The sequence below is a fragment of the Bacillus sp. FSL M7-0558 genome (assembly GCF_038003245.1).
Taxonomy (GTDB): Bacteria; Bacillota; Bacilli; order Bacillales; family Bacillaceae; genus Bacillus; species Bacillus pumilus.
Map to the genome: position 1 here is coordinate 2,041,299 of NZ_JBBOOU010000001.1, position 14,884 is coordinate 2,056,182.

16 protein-coding genes are annotated in these 14,884 nt (G+C 41.2%); 7 read left to right on the top strand and 9 right to left on the bottom strand.

The window, feature by feature from the left end:
- The first annotated feature begins 14 nt into the window (after nt 1-14).
- The 3 genes from MHB79_RS10115 to MHB79_RS10125 all read left to right on the top strand — a co-directional run bounded on the left by MHB79_RS10115 (nt 15) and on the right by MHB79_RS10125 (nt 4,456).
- The gene (locus MHB79_RS10115; RefSeq protein WP_050943871.1) at nt 15-1,424 is read left to right on the top strand and encodes an FAD-binding oxidoreductase; all 1,410 of its coding nucleotides are present in this window, start codon (nt 15-17) and stop codon (nt 1,422-1,424) included.
- Between the two features lies 1 nt (nt 1,425).
- Nucleotides 1,426-2,730 (top strand): (Fe-S)-binding protein, encoded by a 1,305-nt coding sequence (locus tag MHB79_RS10120; RefSeq protein ID WP_050943870.1) that lies wholly within the window; start codon nt 1,426-1,428, stop codon nt 2,728-2,730.
- Between the two features lie 607 nt (nt 2,731-3,337).
- Nucleotides 3,338-4,456: an NADH-dependent flavin oxidoreductase gene (locus MHB79_RS10125; protein WP_268458300.1), complete on the top strand. Its 1,119-nt coding sequence runs from the start codon at nt 3,338-3,340 to the stop codon at nt 4,454-4,456.
- Between the two features lie 52 nt (nt 4,457-4,508).
- Here the strand turns inward: MHB79_RS10125 and MHB79_RS10130 are convergent, their stop codons facing one another.
- Nucleotides 4,509-5,015: a PTS sugar transporter subunit IIA gene (locus MHB79_RS10130; RefSeq protein WP_003216086.1), complete on the bottom strand. Its 507-nt coding sequence runs from the start codon at nt 5,013-5,015 to the stop codon at nt 4,509-4,511.
- 167 nt (nt 5,016-5,182) lie between these two features.
- On the opposite strand from MHB79_RS10130, the gene MHB79_RS10135 reads away from it, so the two are divergent.
- On the top strand, nt 5,183-5,602 hold the full coding sequence (locus tag MHB79_RS10135) for an Hsp20/alpha crystallin family protein (protein ID WP_003215994.1): 420 nt from the start codon (nt 5,183-5,185) through the stop codon (nt 5,600-5,602).
- A gap of 20 nt (nt 5,603-5,622) precedes the next feature.
- Here the strand turns inward: MHB79_RS10135 and MHB79_RS10140 are convergent, their stop codons facing one another.
- From MHB79_RS10140 to MHB79_RS10150, 3 genes are all read right to left on the bottom strand, one after another.
- Complete coding sequence (locus MHB79_RS10140) at nt 5,623-6,075, bottom strand: YppG family protein (protein WP_050943868.1); 453 nt, start codon at nt 6,073-6,075, stop codon at nt 5,623-5,625.
- 106 nt (nt 6,076-6,181) lie between these two features.
- Nucleotides 6,182-6,553: a YppE family protein gene (locus MHB79_RS10145; RefSeq protein ID WP_340989672.1), complete on the bottom strand. Its 372-nt coding sequence runs from the start codon at nt 6,551-6,553 to the stop codon at nt 6,182-6,184.
- 57 nt (nt 6,554-6,610) lie between these two features.
- Nucleotides 6,611-6,844 carry a DUF5446 family protein gene (locus MHB79_RS10150; protein ID WP_223251159.1) on the bottom strand — a complete coding sequence of 78 codons (234 nt, stop codon included), beginning with the start codon at nt 6,842-6,844 and terminating at the stop codon, nt 6,611-6,613.
- A gap of 196 nt (nt 6,845-7,040) precedes the next feature.
- On the opposite strand from MHB79_RS10150, the gene sspM reads away from it, so the two are divergent.
- A complete protein-coding gene (gene sspM, locus MHB79_RS10155; RefSeq protein ID WP_012010346.1) occupies nt 7,041-7,145 on the top strand; it encodes an acid-soluble spore protein SspM in 105 nt (34 codons plus the stop codon).
- A 23-nt stretch (nt 7,146-7,168) separates the two neighbouring features.
- Here sspM and MHB79_RS10160 read toward each other — a convergent pair whose 3' ends face one another.
- Entirely contained in the window at nt 7,169-8,125 is a 957-nt protein-coding gene (locus MHB79_RS10160) for a DUF2515 domain-containing protein (protein ID WP_340989674.1), read from the bottom strand.
- Between the two features lie 46 nt (nt 8,126-8,171).
- Here MHB79_RS10160 and recU point away from each other — a divergent pair, with 46 nt between their 5' ends.
- Both recU and MHB79_RS10170 read left to right on the top strand, forming a co-directional pair.
- On the top strand, nt 8,172-8,783 hold the full coding sequence (gene recU, locus MHB79_RS10165; protein WP_050943864.1) for a Holliday junction resolvase RecU: 612 nt from the start codon (nt 8,172-8,174) through the stop codon (nt 8,781-8,783).
- 43 nt (nt 8,784-8,826) lie between these two features.
- A complete protein-coding gene (locus MHB79_RS10170) occupies nt 8,827-11,541 on the top strand; it encodes a PBP1A family penicillin-binding protein (protein ID WP_212045970.1) in 2,715 nt (904 codons plus the stop codon).
- 34 nt (nt 11,542-11,575) lie between these two features.
- On the opposite strand, the gene MHB79_RS10175 is transcribed toward MHB79_RS10170, so the two are convergent.
- The 4 genes from MHB79_RS10175 to asnS form a co-directional block, all read right to left on the bottom strand.
- On the bottom strand, nt 11,576-12,085 hold the full coding sequence (locus MHB79_RS10175; protein WP_212045969.1) for a YpoC family protein: 510 nt from the start codon (nt 12,083-12,085) through the stop codon (nt 11,576-11,578).
- Nucleotides 12,082-12,744, bottom strand: coding sequence for an endonuclease III (gene nth, locus MHB79_RS10180; protein WP_012010351.1), 663 nt, complete (start codon nt 12,742-12,744; stop codon nt 12,082-12,084). The genes MHB79_RS10175 and nth overlap by 4 nt, the downstream gene beginning before the upstream one ends.
- 17 nt (nt 12,745-12,761) lie before the next feature.
- Complete coding sequence (locus MHB79_RS10185) at nt 12,762-13,466, bottom strand: DnaD domain-containing protein (protein ID WP_034661036.1); 705 nt, start codon at nt 13,464-13,466, stop codon at nt 12,762-12,764.
- 98 nt (nt 13,467-13,564) lie between these two features.
- Nucleotides 13,565-14,857 (bottom strand): asparagine--tRNA ligase, encoded by a 1,293-nt coding sequence (gene asnS / locus MHB79_RS10190; RefSeq protein ID WP_088001079.1) that lies wholly within the window; start codon nt 14,855-14,857, stop codon nt 13,565-13,567.
- Nucleotides 14,858-14,884 lie beyond the last annotated feature (27 nt).

A 14,884-nucleotide genomic window follows, 5' to 3' on the forward strand; every position in this document is an offset into this window, starting at 1 on the left:
AGGATGAGGATTAAATGAAAGTAGTGACCGATTATCATATAGAGAACATCGAAGCAATCATAAAAACGGGGAGAATACTCATAGATGAAAGTGATCGTTTTAGTTATTCATTCGATGGTTCTTTTGGAACCTATTTACCCGATATCGTCATTCAGACTAAAAGCGTAGACGAATTAGCCTCCCTTGTGAAGTTTGCTAATTGCGAAAAAATACCTGTTTGCCCACGAGGTCAGGCAACGAGCCTAAGTGGAGGTCCTCTTCCTGTTAAAGGAGGGATTGTCATAGATTTATCTATTATGAACGATTTGCTTGAAATTCATGAAGAAGATCTTATTGCAATTGTTTCTCCAGGTGTATTGACATCAGACATTCATAAAGCTGCCGAACAAAAAGGACTCATGTATCCACCGGATCCAAGCAGTTCTCACGTTTCTACGATTGCTGGTAATTTAGCAGAAAACTCAGGTGGCCCAAGAGGACTGAAGTATGGCGTGACAAAAGATTATGTCATTGGTCTTGAAATCATTACCCCGGAAGGAGAAATCATCAAAACCGGCGGTAAAACAGTAAAGAATGTTACCGGTTACGATTTAACGAAACTCATTGTGGGTTCAGAAGGAACACTTGGTATTATAACAAAAGCAATATTGAGACTCATTCCTAAACCACAGGCCAGTGGGACCATCATGGCCATTTTTGATAACCTTGTTGATGCTGGAAGTGCCATTTCCAAAATTCTTTCTTCCGGTATTTTGCCATCTAAAATGGAGCTAATGGATCAGTCTTCTATTGTAGCAGTCGAGAATTTTGAACCTCTTGGTTTACCCACTGACGCAGCAGCACTTATATTAATTGAACTTGACGGCCACCCCCTCTCTCTGAAAGAAGAAATGGAACAAGCGGCTGTATTATGCCGTACTGTAGGGGCGAGAGAAGTAACAATTCCAAAGAATAAAGCCGAGGAAACAGAGCTTTGGAAAGCTCGTAAGCTTGTATCACCAGCCATCGCGCGGATTAAGCCAACTAAAATCTCTGAGGATGCTACCGTCCCTCGAAGTAAAATACCTGAAATGTGTGAAAGATTACTGAACATACGTGATAAATACGGCATTCACCTTGTTGTGTTTGGTCATGCTGGTGATGGTAATCTTCATCCGAATATTATTTGTGATAAAACAGATCAGGAAGAAATGATTCGTGTTGAACAAGCTGTTGCAGAAATTTTTACGGCTGCTGTTGAGCTTGGTGGGACACTTTCAGGTGAGCATGGGATTGGAACGATGAAAGCACCGTTTATGGAAATGGAACTCGGTGCAGTTGGACTTGATATGATGAAACGTATAAAAAAAGCATGGGACCCGAACAATATTATGAATCCTGGTAAGATATTCCCTGAGCCAGGACAAAAATTGGAGTTGAGATAACATGACGGTACCACTTAATGAATTAAGAGAAGAACTTCAGTATGACAAAACAAAAAATTGTGTTCAGTGTGGCTATTGTTTACCTGTATGCCCAACATATGTAACTTTCGGTACAGAAACTCACTCACCTCGTGGTCGGATTAATCTAGTAAAGATGGTTGGTGAAGGAAAGATTACAGATTTATCCGTTCTTGAAGAACCACTCAATTTGTGTTTGGGCTGCCGGGCGTGTGAGACAGCTTGTCCCACAGGTGTAGAATATGGTTCGATCCTAGAAGCGGCACGTGCAGCAATTGTAAAACGTAAAAAATTTTCCTTACCAGTACGTCTATTACGAAAAGTGATGCTGAAAAAAGTCATTCCGAACAAAAAGATGATGAATGTAGCTGGTCATTCTATCTGGCTATACAAAACAAGCGGATTACAAAAAGCTGCACGGGCGTCTGGCATTATGAAAAATACCCCATATAACTTAGGCGAATTTGAGTCGATTATTCCTACTCCTACTTCCCCTATAGAGCGTAGTCGAGCATCAACCGAAGTGAAGGCAAAGCTAAAAGCAAAATATACTGTTGCATTTTTTACTGGCTGTATTATGGACTCTATGTTCCACACTATAAATCAACTATCTATAAAGTTACTTTCAGAAGTAGGCTGTGATGTTGTGGTGGTTCCGAAACAAACCTGCTGTGGAGCACTACAAGCTCATACTGGAGAAATGGACGAAGCACGTCACCTAGCAAAGCAAAATATTCTCGCATTTGAACAAATAAATGCCGATTTTATAGTAAATAATGCAGGAGGTTGCGGCGCCCAGCTTTATGAGTACGGACATTTACTTTCGAATGACGAAGAGTGGGCCGAAAAAGCTGCTGCTTTCTCTGCTAAATCAAGAGATATAAGCCAGGTACTTGTCGCTTGCGGTGGTTTGCCAGACTTACAGCCCCGTCATGGCGAAAGGGTGACCTATCAGCACTCCTGTCATATGACCAATGTTCAGAAAGTAAATCAAGAACCTTTGGAATTATTGAAAAGTATCCCTGGAATACAATTTATCGAAATGGAGCAAGCAAATATGTGCTGCGGATCAGCAGGCATTTATAATATCGTAAATTATGATGCTTCCATGCAGATTCTTGATGAAAAAATGAAGCATACGAAAGCTACAAACGCAACCGTTGTCATCACAACCAATCCAGGTTGCCTATTGCAGATGAAACTTGGTATAGAACGTGAAGGTCTCTCTCATTCTATGCGTGCCCTGCATCTAATTGAATATTTAGCGGAAGCCTCTGGGATCTCATGAGCTTCTCTCTCACTATTTGATCATGATCAATTCCAAAAACAAAAGAAGATTGAAATGATTTCATCCCAAGCCCCTTCTAAGTTCTTTCTTTTTTAAAGAATGAACCTCTCTCTATTTCTTACTGTATGAAACCCACTTTTTGTGGGTTTCATTTCAGAATAAAGCCATGACGAATCAACAAACATAGGAAAGTTCTCCCTGCATGCTATGGGCATCTTCATCTCCTAATTGATTTCCGATCATCCCCACCCTGCCATGACACGCTCATTGGCTTCTTTTTGATGTATATAGAGCTCACTCACGTCCTTTTTTCTAACACGACTTTTATCTTTCAGCGACCTGCTGCGAAATTATCGATGTCTTTGCGGTGTTCTCATTTATTTCATGCCAATGTACAACTTGTTCATCTGCTTTTAATTCATCAATAAGATCAGTCATTATTTTCCTTTCCATTACGTTCCACCTCTTAATTCTAGTGCACCGATTATTTGTTTGCATGACCAGACGACAATTTTTGAAATGTTTTTCTGAGCAAATTATTTGTTTGCATGTAACCATATCAATTACACTTCAGAAGAGAAAACATTTCAAGAAAGAAGGAAATCGTATGAAAAAAGATTTTGAGCCATTATTTGAACCATTTACGTTTCCAGGAGGTGCGTCTATTAATGGCCGGTTAGTCGTTGCGCCAATGACACACTTCGGTTCTCACGAGGATGGCACTATTTCTAAAGAGGAAATTGATTTCATTACAGCTAGATCTAGTGATATGGGCATGGTGATCACAGCATGTGCGAACGTGACTCCAGATGGTAAGGCATTTGAAGGACAGCCTTCTATCGCAAGAGATGAAGATATACCCGGCCTGAAAAAACTAGCTTCTGCGATTCAGGCAAAGGGAACAAAAGCCATCATTCAAATTCATCACGGCGGCTCTCAGGCTCTCCCTCACTTAGTTCCAAATGGTGATGTGGTTGCGCCAAGTGACGTGTTTAAAGATGGAAAGCAGATTGCACGCGCTTTAAAAGAAGAGGAAATTGTTCATATCATTGACTCTTTTAAAGAAGCGGCAAGACGAGCGGTCGAAGCAGGATTTGACGGCGTGGAAATCCACGGTGCAAACGGTTATCTATTACAGCAATTTTACTCTCCGCATAGCAACCAGCGGACAGATCAGTGGGGAGGAAATGAAGAAAAGCGTCTAGCTTTCCCTATCGCTGTTGTGGATGCAGTGAAAGAAGCAATCGAAAAGCATGCGAAAAAACCGTTTATCTTTGGATATCGATTATCCCCTGAAGAACCAGAAACGCCTGGTTTAACGATGACAGAGACGTTTACCTTAGTCGATGTTCTTAAAACTAAAAACCTTGATTATTTGCATATCTCTTTAATGGAGATTGACTCTAAAGCAAGACGCGGTGCAGATACGGATAAGACGCGTATGGAGCTGCTAAAAGATCGCTGCGGCGATAACCTTCCGCTCATCGGTGTAGGCAGCGTCATTACAGCCGAAGATGCACTAAGTGCCTATAACCAAGGAATTCCGCTTATCGCTGTCGCACGTGAGCTAATCGTCGACCCAGATTGGGCAAAGAAGATTAAAGAAGGCAGAGAAAGCGAGATTGAAACTGTTATTAAACGCAGCCAAAAAGATCAATATTTGATTCCAGAAGGATTGTGGTCTGTTATGGAAGCAAGTCAAGGCTGGGTTCCGATGGAAGATTAATGTCATCAAAAAAACTACCCTCATGCGATTGGGTAGTTTTTTTGTGTCCTGATTATTTTAATTTAACGGTAAAAAGCTTAGATGTCTGTTTTTCAACAGATCCCTTTGGCTCTTTATCGAGATGCTCGATCAAGTCACCATTCATAATGACAATCGGTGTCACTGTACTTGCCGCTTTCTCTTCAATCAGTTCTAAATCACACGTAATGAGAGGGTCACCGATCTTCACTTTATCGCCCTCTTTGATGTGCGCTTCAAATCCTTCACCATTTAATCCCACTGTTTCAAGTCCGATATGAATCAGAAGCTCAAGCCCTGAGAGTGTTCGAATGCCAATTGCATGTTTTGTATGGAAGAGCTGGATGATTTCACCCTCTACTGGTGACACAATCGTGCCACTATTTGGTTTGACTGCTACGCCGTCTCCCATCATCTTTTGAGAAAAAACAGGGTCTGGTACATCCGTCATATCCATTAACTCTCCATCAGCTGGAGAATAAATGATTTCTTCTTTTACATCATCTTGGTTTTTCCCGAAACCGAATAATTTTTTTAGCAATGTCAATTGCTCCCTTCAAGCTTTGCTTCTATATCTATTCCGTGTATGAAACGCTGCGCTCATACACCTTGCTTCATTCAACACTATTTAATCATAATTTTTTCCTCTCATCAATTGATAACCGCCTGAGTCCTTTCTGCATAGGCTGTAGATGAGAGGTGATTCAAATGGAACATGAAGGCGAAAAGAAACATGAATTGCTGGCAAATGAAGATATTCTCTATGAAGCGATTGAACAATTTTTCGCATCCTCCCCGTTTCATGAGATATTAAATAGTGCGGAGGCACTCATGACCACATCGCATTCACTTGCATCGATTACGACCGATGTGACAGAGGATGAGCAGTTTGTGTATATCGCAATCCAATTTCCCGACCATTTTGTCGAAGGCGATATCGCACTAGAAGTAAAAGCCCAATATTTACACTTATCCGTACAGGAAACAATTAAAACGGATACAACTTCCTCGTATTCGAGCTTTACAAAAACCATTTTAATGCCGGCAAAAATAGATGAAACGAACATGAAAAGCGTGTGGAAAGATCAAACGCTTCGTGTGACGGCACCAAAGCAAAGAGCCCAATAGATCCTTCTATTGGGTTTTAACTATGCTTTAAAAATGCTCGTAAATCCTTTCGCTAATGAGCCTACTTGATTCATCGTACTCATCATTTGCCCAGCTGTATCAAACATTTTGTTAAAGTCGAATTGTCCATTCGTTTTTTTGAATTGCGATAGCACACTTTTAAATTGAGATGATTGCTGTTTTTGCGGTCTTGGCAAAGGATAAGGGTTCATAGGCTGCTGCATGGGCATCATGCCTGGTGGCTGCATCTGGGGTTGATTGATCGCTTCGGGCGGCTGAAAAGGCGGCACATTTTCTTGATATCCATAAGGCGGCGGATAGACAGCAGGTGATGCCTGGCTCATTCCACCTTGATGTGGCGGCATAAAATATTCTGGAGGCTGCGGAGGCTGCTGCTGCATTTCTGGATACGGAAATGGCCCTTGATTGAATGGATTGAATTCATACGGCTGCTGGTTTGAATAAGGGATCATATATCTCGCTCCTCTCGCTCTCAACACATAGTCTTGTCACTCACATATTATGACGAAAAGCAGAAGATGTGCCTAAAGCAGCCATAAGAAAAACGCAGCGATGTCTTCAGCTGCGATTGTTGATTTCTTCTATTAAAAGGTTCAGTGTGTAAATCACTGACTCAACTAAATTTTTCACACGGGGTGCATGCTGTTTGCCAAAATAAGATTGCAGGACAACCTCTTTCCCATTTTCTTTGACGGCTTCAAGCTGTTCTTCGTGTAAATATCTAGGCTTCGCCAGATGAATAAACGAGATCGCAGCAGTGAGCCACTCTTCCATTTTCTGATCAAATGACTCAACGGCCGGCTGAATTTCTGTGTGAAAATCATATACGGGGTATTCCTCTTCAGCCTTTCCCTTTTGGTACTGCTCATACGCCTCTTCGATCCATATTCTCAGCTCTTGTGTATGTTCAAGTAATGTTTGATTATCCAAAGTGTTCACCTCTATGAACCATCCTATCAAACGTTTACTTATTGCTCAAATAGAAAGCTACCCTGCGTGGTATGCCGGTCTTGCCGCCAGTTGATACTCAGCTGCGTGAATCTTCACTTCACAGTCCTTTACTTCTGATTCAAGCCGGTCTATCATTTGTTCTTGCTCCTCTATGGCTGCACGTGTTGTTTCGTTCACAGCAAGAGACAGCTCTTCTTCCACCGCATCAATTTTTCGCTCGATTTCCTCTAATAACTGCAAAATGGATTCTTTTGATACAAATTCGCTCATCATCAGATTCCTCCTTTATCGTCTCTCGTTACATTCTCTTTTCTTTCACACCCTCCTTCACACATGACAAAACTAGAAGCAAATCGCCAATCTAAGTGTAGATGAGCGCTATTTCTTCCTTTTCGACATATGCTTGTCCTTCTTTGTATGATTGCGTCCGATTGTGTAAATTCTAAGGACAAAGGAGGTAGATTTCATGAAAAAGCAGCCAGCACCAAAAGAGCAAAAGCCAAAAGGGAAAGAAAACAGTACAGATCAGCTTGATAAAAAGCTCGGCGGTCCTAATCGACCATCCACGTAAAAAAAGCAGGTACCCCCTGCTTTTTATTTATGCAAAAAATAGTGCTCTAATGAGAAAAGAAAACGAAGCTGTCTTTTTTTATGAAAATACCAGTCGGTCAGCTCAATTTGTTTTGGCAATGTCTCTGCATCAAACAAAGATGAGCTCAATTTCTTTTGAAACCAATCTTCTCTTTGATCGTCTAATGAATGTGCCATCACTGGATAAACAGTTCGAAGAAAAGGTGTTGACCTTCTAGCGATCCCTAAAAACGGCTCAAAATCAAACCGTGATCCGGTATGCGGAACAGTATGCAAAAAATGATAAAAATCCGAAAATAAATCGGCCCGAAATAATAGTTTCGCTAGTTTTTTCCCTAATGAAATACGCTCCTTTACGTGGGAAAACTTCCGTATGGTTAACCCGTACAAATGCCCGTCCACCGTTGGAAAAACAACGGTTTGAAAATGTCCCCACTCACTAAACAGATATTGAATCGAGTGAAAAACATTCTTTTTCAGTAGAGGATTTTGTATAATAGGAGATTGTATAGTATATTGTTCATTTATGATGAGTGCATAAAGCAGGCGCTCTGTGTCACGCTTTAGCCAAAAACGTTCCCACTCAGTGCTCATAAAACGAGATACAGAAAAATACGGAAGCAGATGGAACAAGGGTTTGCCGCACCGCTTAGACCATTCATACAAAAGAAGCTGAGGGTAAGCATCCGAAAAGATCAGCCAATTCGCTCTTTCATATGCTGTGAAAAAAAGGTGCCCCTCTTGATCTGTTAAACCTGGATGGAAGAGCTCGCCCTTTAGATCCGTCATAGACCATCCAGCATTTCTCGAGACAAAGGAAGCAAGCAGCGACCATTTCATCTCTGGATGACGATCATAAAAGCGCTTGTAAGCATTTGTCCTCGTCAGGTTGTCTTTATTTTTCACTTTCGTTTCACGCAATATATGCTGAGTGATGATGTACTCTTCTTGTGACAACATAGGTATCTCTCCAATACAAAATGCATTAAAAGGAGGCTGAAACTTGATGATTCGGTATCCAAACGGAAAATCGTATCAGCCCATTCAACCAATTGGGACAAAAAAAAGAATCAGCGGCGAATCCTCTTATAGTAACCGCGGGATGACGCTTGAGGCTGACTTAAATGAAACCAACCAGTACTATTTGGTCAATGGGATCGCAGTCATTCATAAAAAGCCTACCCCCGTTCAGATTGTGAATGTGGATTATCCAAAAAGAAGCGCTGCTGTGATCAAAGAAGCCTATTTTAAGCAATCATCCACAACAGACTATAATGGAGTGTACAAAGGGCGCTATATCGATTTTGAAGCAAAGGAGACCAAAAGCACCACCTCGTTTCCGCTCAAAAATTTCCACGACCATCAAATTGAGCATATGAAACAGGTTGAAAAGCTAGGCGGCATTTGTTTCGTTATTATATCCGCATTTGGCTCCGTTTATTATTTGCCCGCTTCAGATCTCTTTTTCTTCTGGGAGCGGCAGAAGCTAAACGGCCGGAAATCCATTAGTAAAGATGAATTAATGGAAGCCGGCCACTTAATGACACTTGGATATTCGCCAAGAATTGATTATATTAAAGTAGTGGAGACACTTCATTTTTCGGATGAAAGTGAGTAGCAATGACGTTCGAAAAAGGTTTAACACGAAAGGTTGAGATGTGATGTCTGATCAATTTACAAGTCGTGAACAGCGACGTAAAGCAAGTCAAGAAAACAATAAGAAGCAAAAGAACAAAAAAGGCAAAAAGAAAGCAGGTCTATTTAAAAAAATATTTTTATCTTTACTCGTGATCGGTCTTCTTTGTGTAGTGGCCGGAATCACAACTTTTGCCGTTTTTGCATCGAGCGCTCCTTCAATTGATGATAGTAAGCTCAAAACACCATATTCTTCAAAGCTTTATGACATAGACAAGAAAGTGTTTGCAGAAGTCGGTGCGGAAAAAAGAACGTATGTCTCGATTAAAGATATACCCGATGTGGTAAAAGAAGCATTTATCGCAACGGAAGATGCACGTTTTTATAAACACCACGGGATTGACCCAATCCGTATTGGCGGTGCCCTTGTCGCAAACGTCGAGGACGGCTTTGGAGCTGAAGGTGGAAGTACAATTACACAGCAAGTTGTGAAAAACACTCTACTTAACAATCAAAAAACGTTAAAACGTAAAGTACAGGAAGTATGGCTCTCGATTCAGCTTGAGCAAAAGTACTCTAAAGATGAAATTTTAGAAATGTATTTAAACCGCATTTTCTTCTCACCTTATGCTTACGGTGTTGGGAAAGCGGCTGAACAATTTTTCGGCGTGACAGATTTAAATAAACTAACGGTTGCACAGGCTGCCACACTTGCAGGTATGCCGCAGAGTCCTTCTGCTTATAACCCAGTGAAAAATCCTGAGGCAGCGGAAAAACGCCGCAATATCGTGTTAGGGCTCATGAAAAAACAAGGCTACATTTCAGAGAAAGACTATGAAGTTGCAAAAGCAACCCCTGTCAGCAAAACTGTCATCCCTGCTGATAAATATAAGAGCCAGAACTCAAGTAAGTATTCTGCTTATATTGAAGAAGTCATGGAAGAAGTACAGAAAAAAGCCAAAGTGGATGTATCAACTGATGGACTAAAAATCTATACATCACTTGATCGAAAAGCTCAGGATCACCTAGATGATATTATCAATGGAGATTCAGTTGGATTTACGAAAGGTATGCAGGCAGGTGTTACTCTGCTTGATACGAAAAATGGTGAAATTCGCGCTATTGGCGGTGGACGTGATGTACCAGCCGGCGGCTTTAACTATGCGACTGATGCAAAACGTCAGCCAGGTTCAACAATCAAACCAATTTTAGATTACGGTCCAGTCATTGAAAACAAAAAATGGTCAACGTACCAGCAAATTGATGATGCGCCGTATACGTACTCAAACGGTACACCAATTAATAACTTTGACAGAAGACATTTAGGGAAAATGTCGATGAGAAGTGCTTTGGCACAATCACGAAACATCCCTGCCCTAAAAGCTTTCCAAGAAGCTGGCACAGACAATGCCGTTCAATTCGCCAATAATTTAGGTATGGACTTACCGTCTGACATTCCTGAGTCTTACTCAATCGGTGGATTTGACGATGGCGTGTCCTCTCTAAAAATGGCTGGGGCCTTTAGTGCATTCGGTAATAATGGATATTATAACGAACCGCATGCTGTCAAGTCTGTTGAATTTAATGACGGTACAAAGCTTGACCTAACGCCAGATTCCAAAGCGGCTATGAGTGATTACACAGCCTTTATGGTCACAGATATGCTGAAAACTGCTGTCCAATCTGGAACTGGGACACTTGCACAAGTACCGAACGTTCAAGTAGCTGGTAAAACAGGTACAACGAACTTTACACAAGATGATATCAATAAATACAATATTCCTTCTGGCGGTGCGAAAGATTCGTGGTTTGTTGGTTATACGCCGCAATATACAGCAGCCGTTTGGACTGGAATCGGTAACTCAAAAGATGCGGACGGCAAAATGTGGCTCACAGATTATGAGCAGCGTGTTGCCAAACTCGTCTTCCAGCGATTAATTTCTCAAATTGATGATGGAAGCGGCTCATTTGAAAAACCAGACAGTGTCGTAGAAGCTACGGTTGAAAAAGGATCGGATCCAGCGAAATTGGCCGGACCAAATACACCTAGTGAGAAGAAGACAACAGAATACTTTGTAAAAGGTACGGTTCCGACAAAAGTGTCTGACACATATGAGAAAAAAGAAGCTGATAAGCCTTCTGATTTAAAAGCAGTGTATGATGAAGAGAAAAAATCCATCACACTGACTTGGGGCTATGATAACGACGCAGATGCTACATTTAATGTAAAACAAGCGGTAGATAACGGCGGCTATAAAGAAATTCAAAACAGTTCTGCTAAAGAAGCGGTCATCTCTGATGTAAAGCCTGGCTCTACTTATAAATTCCAAGTGACAGCCACTGTAGAGGATGTCACAAGTAAAGCAGCTTCTACCTTCCTCACCATCAAGGATGATGAAGATAAGGAAGAAAAAGCAGATGATGAGAACAAAGAAGAAGAAGAACCGCAGCAGCCTGACGACGAGCAGACAGACCAGACTGACGATAACAAAAATCAACCCCCAGGCACTGATGAGCAAAAGCCAGATGATAAAAAAGATCAAGACAAAGATAAAGATCAGGATCAAGGCGGAAATACGGAAAACGGAAATAATGGTTCTTCGGATGATGGCTCAGACAATACAAATGGGAACGGCAATTCACAAACTGACAATAAAGATAAAAAGAAAGATGATGCGAAAACGAACTCTCAAAACTCAAGTTCGCAATCAACTTCTCCTAATCGAAAAGAAAATGAATAATGAAAAAGCACTTGCCTATATGGCAAGTGCTTTTTTAACGGTTTTGTCTGATTTTTTTAAGTGCTTCATATTTTCCATACTGCTTTTTTAGTTCTGTGTATAGCTCGTCTAGTTGAATGAAGCAGTGATATTGAGTCGGTTTTACCAATATGAACTCTAAACGTTCTGTCCAATTAATAGGAGCAACAGGAAATGTCTCTTGCTTAATATGTTCCCAATCAAGCGTTTGCAGTCTCTCCCCTTTGATCCAGTAAAACATCGCAATCATACTGACAATCCCTTGAAGCATATCATCTTCTTCACACCGGGACTTTCTTGTTTGAAAACGAGGAAGCATTTTTCCTTTTAATTCATTCCACAGTTCGAACATCACAGGAACAAATTCTTCTGTTTTCTGCCATGGAAGTTCATCTCTTAAAGGTTCTGAAGATAGATCATATGCGAGTGGATGCTCTCTAAGGATGTCTACTCGATCGCCTTTCATCTCTACCTTTTTCCCTTTTAGTTTTTCGACATATGAGAAAAAAACAACTGCCCCGCTCATGCCAGCTTCACCAATCCTTTTTTCAGCCTCTTCTGCCCTTCTCTACACATATCAAGAAGCGGACAAGATTCGCACTGCGGACGTTGCGCTTTGCAGTGATATCTGCCAAAAAAGATCAGGCGGTGATGCGTCACAGACCAATCTTCTTCTGGCACTTTTTTCATTAAGGTTTGTTCTACTTCGAGAACAGAATCCTTCCAGCGGCAGATTCCCAGTCTCTTGCTAACACGTTCTACATGTGTATCCACTGCAATTGCCGGCACCCCAAAAGCGACCGAAACAACGACATTTGCTGTTTTCCGGCCCACCCCAGGAAGCTTCACAAGCTCGTCCCGATCCTTTGGCACTTCGCCGCCATATTCTTCAATCAGCATTTTGCTCAACTTTTGAATGTTTTTGGCTTTATTTCGATAAAGGCCAATCGAACGAATATCTTGCTGCAATTCTTCAAGCGGTACACTTAAATAGTCTTCTGGTGTTTTATATTTTTGAAATAACGTTTTGGTCACTTTGTTGACAAGCACGTCGGTACACTGCGCAGAGAGTGCTACAGCGATCACAAGTTCAAATGGATTCGAATGAACAAGCTCACACTCGGCCTCTGGAAACATATCTCCTATAATATCTAAACATTCATTGATTTGTTTTTTTGATAACATGACTTCTCCTTCATTGGTTATTGTTCCAGCCAATTATAAAAAGGAACTTGTCGCTTATATGTTGACGTCTCTTCTTTTGATGGTGGCGCTTTTTGCTGAGAACGGAAATGCTGGCTATGCTCTTTTGCTTCTTCCGCTGTTTTTAGCCCTTTCTTTTTCCACTCAAACAGAATTCGGTCGATATAACGGAAATTTAATTTTCCTGATAAAACCGCTTCTCTTAATGCTAGGCGAATCATTTCAGCATCATGATGGTCTTGATCCATCCAGATCGAGAGTGTTTCTCCTTCAAGAGGAGAGAGCGGTCTGCCAAATTCATCTTCAAATAAAGCATATAAAGACTTTTCAGCCTGTACGTGAAGTTTTTGACCTTCCTTCGCTTGTTTTGCCTCTAAAAAGTCATACAGCACGCCCCATAAAGGCTCAACTGAGTAACGGTCATGCTGAATACCAGACCCGTCTTCAAACGGCTGAATCGAAATAAATCCTTTTTGAATTAAATGCTGAACCATATACGCACACTCTTCAGCTGAAATGGTCATGCCATGGGATAGCTCTTCAAATGTTTGAAAGAACACACCTTGTTCTTCATTCATTTTAATCTTAAGCATCACCATCATTTGTGATTCATTCAGTCCTAACTGCTCATAATGAGCAATCAGCAAATTAGGCAAACTGGTCGAACCCATTTGCTGCATATTAATAAATTGCTGCCTATTCATCGGATACACCTCTTCACTTTAAGTATATCACGTTTTATTTCACGTGCCCCTTCAAAAAACGTTTGAAAAAGCCTCCATATGTTGGAGGCTTTCACGTCTTAAGGATATAAACGGTTTAATAATCTTGGGAAAGGAATGGTTTCACGCACATGCGGCGCTCCACTAATCCAAGCAACAGTACGTTCAAGTCCAAGACCAAAACCTGAATGCGGTACAGAACCATATTGTCTTAATTCTGTGTACCATTTGTATGTTTCTTGATCTAGCCCATGTTCTTTCAATCTTGCTTCAAGCAGCTCTAGATCATGGACACGCTCAGAACCGCCAATGATCTCTCCGTAGCCTTCTGGTGCAATCAAGTCTGCACAAAGAACAACATCATCACGATCTGGTGCAGGCTGCATGTAAAATGGTTTTAATGATGTTGGATAATGAGTGATAAACACTGGTTTATCGTAGCTTTCAGCGATCGCTGTTTCGTGAGGTGCGCCGAAGTCATCTCCCCATTCAATATCGTCAAAGCCTTTTTCTTGCAAGAATTTAATTGCTTCATCGTAAGTGATGCGCGGGAATGGTGCTTTGATGTTTTCTAATTTTGCTGTATCACGGCCAAGTGTATGCAGTTCCACTTTACAGTTTTCAAGTACACTTTGAACCACATGAGTCACATAATTTTCTTGGTACTCAAGGTTTTCATTAAATTCGACAAAAGCCATCTCAGGCTCGATCATCCAAAACTCAATTAAATGACGTTTAGTTTTAGATTTTTCAGCTCTAAATGTTGGACCGAATGAGAATACTTTTCCGAGTGCCATTGCCGCAGCTTCCATGTAAAGCTGTCCACTTTGAGAAAGGTACGCATCTTCATCAAAATATTTCGTCGCAAACAGCTCCGTTGTGCCCTCAGGTGCACTTCCAGTTAAAATTGGCGGATCTACTTTCACGAAGCCTTCTTGATGGAAGAACTCATATGTAGCACGAATGATTTCGTTACGAATTTTCATAATGGCATGCTGCTTTTTAGAACGAAGCCATAAATGACGGTGATCCATTAAGAATTCTGTTCCATGCTCTTTTGGTGTAATCGGGTAGTCAGTTGCTTCGTGAATCACTTCAATGGATTTCACTTGCAATTCAAAACCAAGAGGTGAACGCTCGTCTTTTGTTACTTGTCCTGTCACATAGACAGATGTTTCTTGAGTGACCGATTTCGCAAGCTTAAAGACTTCCTCTTCCACTTCTGCTTTTACTACGACTCCTTGAATAAAGCCTGTCCCGTCACGCAGCTGCAAGAATGCAATTTTACCGCTTGAACGTTTATTGGCAATCCATGCGCCGATGGTTACATCTTCATCGACATGTTTGAACACTTGATTAATCGTTGTTTTCAACATAATTCCCTCCAAAGCCAGAAAGAA

Bases quoted from the DNA above. Each gene is read 5' to 3' on its own strand.
- MHB79_RS10160 (WP_340989674.1), bottom strand. From the start codon at position 8,125: ATGTTGTCACAAGAAGAGTACATCATCACTCAGCATATATTGCGTGAA.
- MHB79_RS10140 (WP_050943868.1), bottom strand. From the start codon at position 6,075: ATGATCCCTTATTCAAACCAGCAGCCGTATGAATTCAATCCATTCAAT.
- MHB79_RS10125 (WP_268458300.1), top strand. From the start codon at position 3,338: ATGAAAAAAGATTTTGAGCCATTATTTGAACCATTTACGTTTCCAGGA.
- MHB79_RS10185 (WP_034661036.1), bottom strand. From the start codon at position 13,466: ATGAATAGGCAGCAATTTATTAATATGCAGCAAATGGGTTCGACCAGT.
- MHB79_RS10170 (WP_212045970.1), top strand. From the start codon at position 8,827: ATGTCTGATCAATTTACAAGTCGTGAACAGCGACGTAAAGCAAGTCAA.
- MHB79_RS10120 (WP_050943870.1), top strand. From the start codon at position 1,426: ATGACGGTACCACTTAATGAATTAAGAGAAGAACTTCAGTATGACAAA.
- sspM (WP_012010346.1), top strand. From the start codon at position 7,041: ATGAAAAAGCAGCCAGCACCAAAAGAGCAAAAGCCAAAAGGGAAAGAA.
- MHB79_RS10135 (WP_003215994.1), top strand. From the start codon at position 5,183: ATGGAACATGAAGGCGAAAAGAAACATGAATTGCTGGCAAATGAAGAT.
- MHB79_RS10115 (WP_050943871.1), top strand. From the start codon at position 15: ATGAAAGTAGTGACCGATTATCATATAGAGAACATCGAAGCAATCATA.
- MHB79_RS10150 (WP_223251159.1), bottom strand. From the start codon at position 6,844: ATGAGCGAATTTGTATCAAAAGAATCCATTTTGCAGTTATTAGAGGAA.
- recU (WP_050943864.1), top strand. From the start codon at position 8,172: ATGATTCGGTATCCAAACGGAAAATCGTATCAGCCCATTCAACCAATT.
- nth (WP_012010351.1), bottom strand. From the start codon at position 12,744: ATGTTATCAAAAAAACAAATCAATGAATGTTTAGATATTATAGGAGAT.
- MHB79_RS10175 (WP_212045969.1), bottom strand. From the start codon at position 12,085: ATGAGCGGGGCAGTTGTTTTTTTCTCATATGTCGAAAAACTAAAAGGG.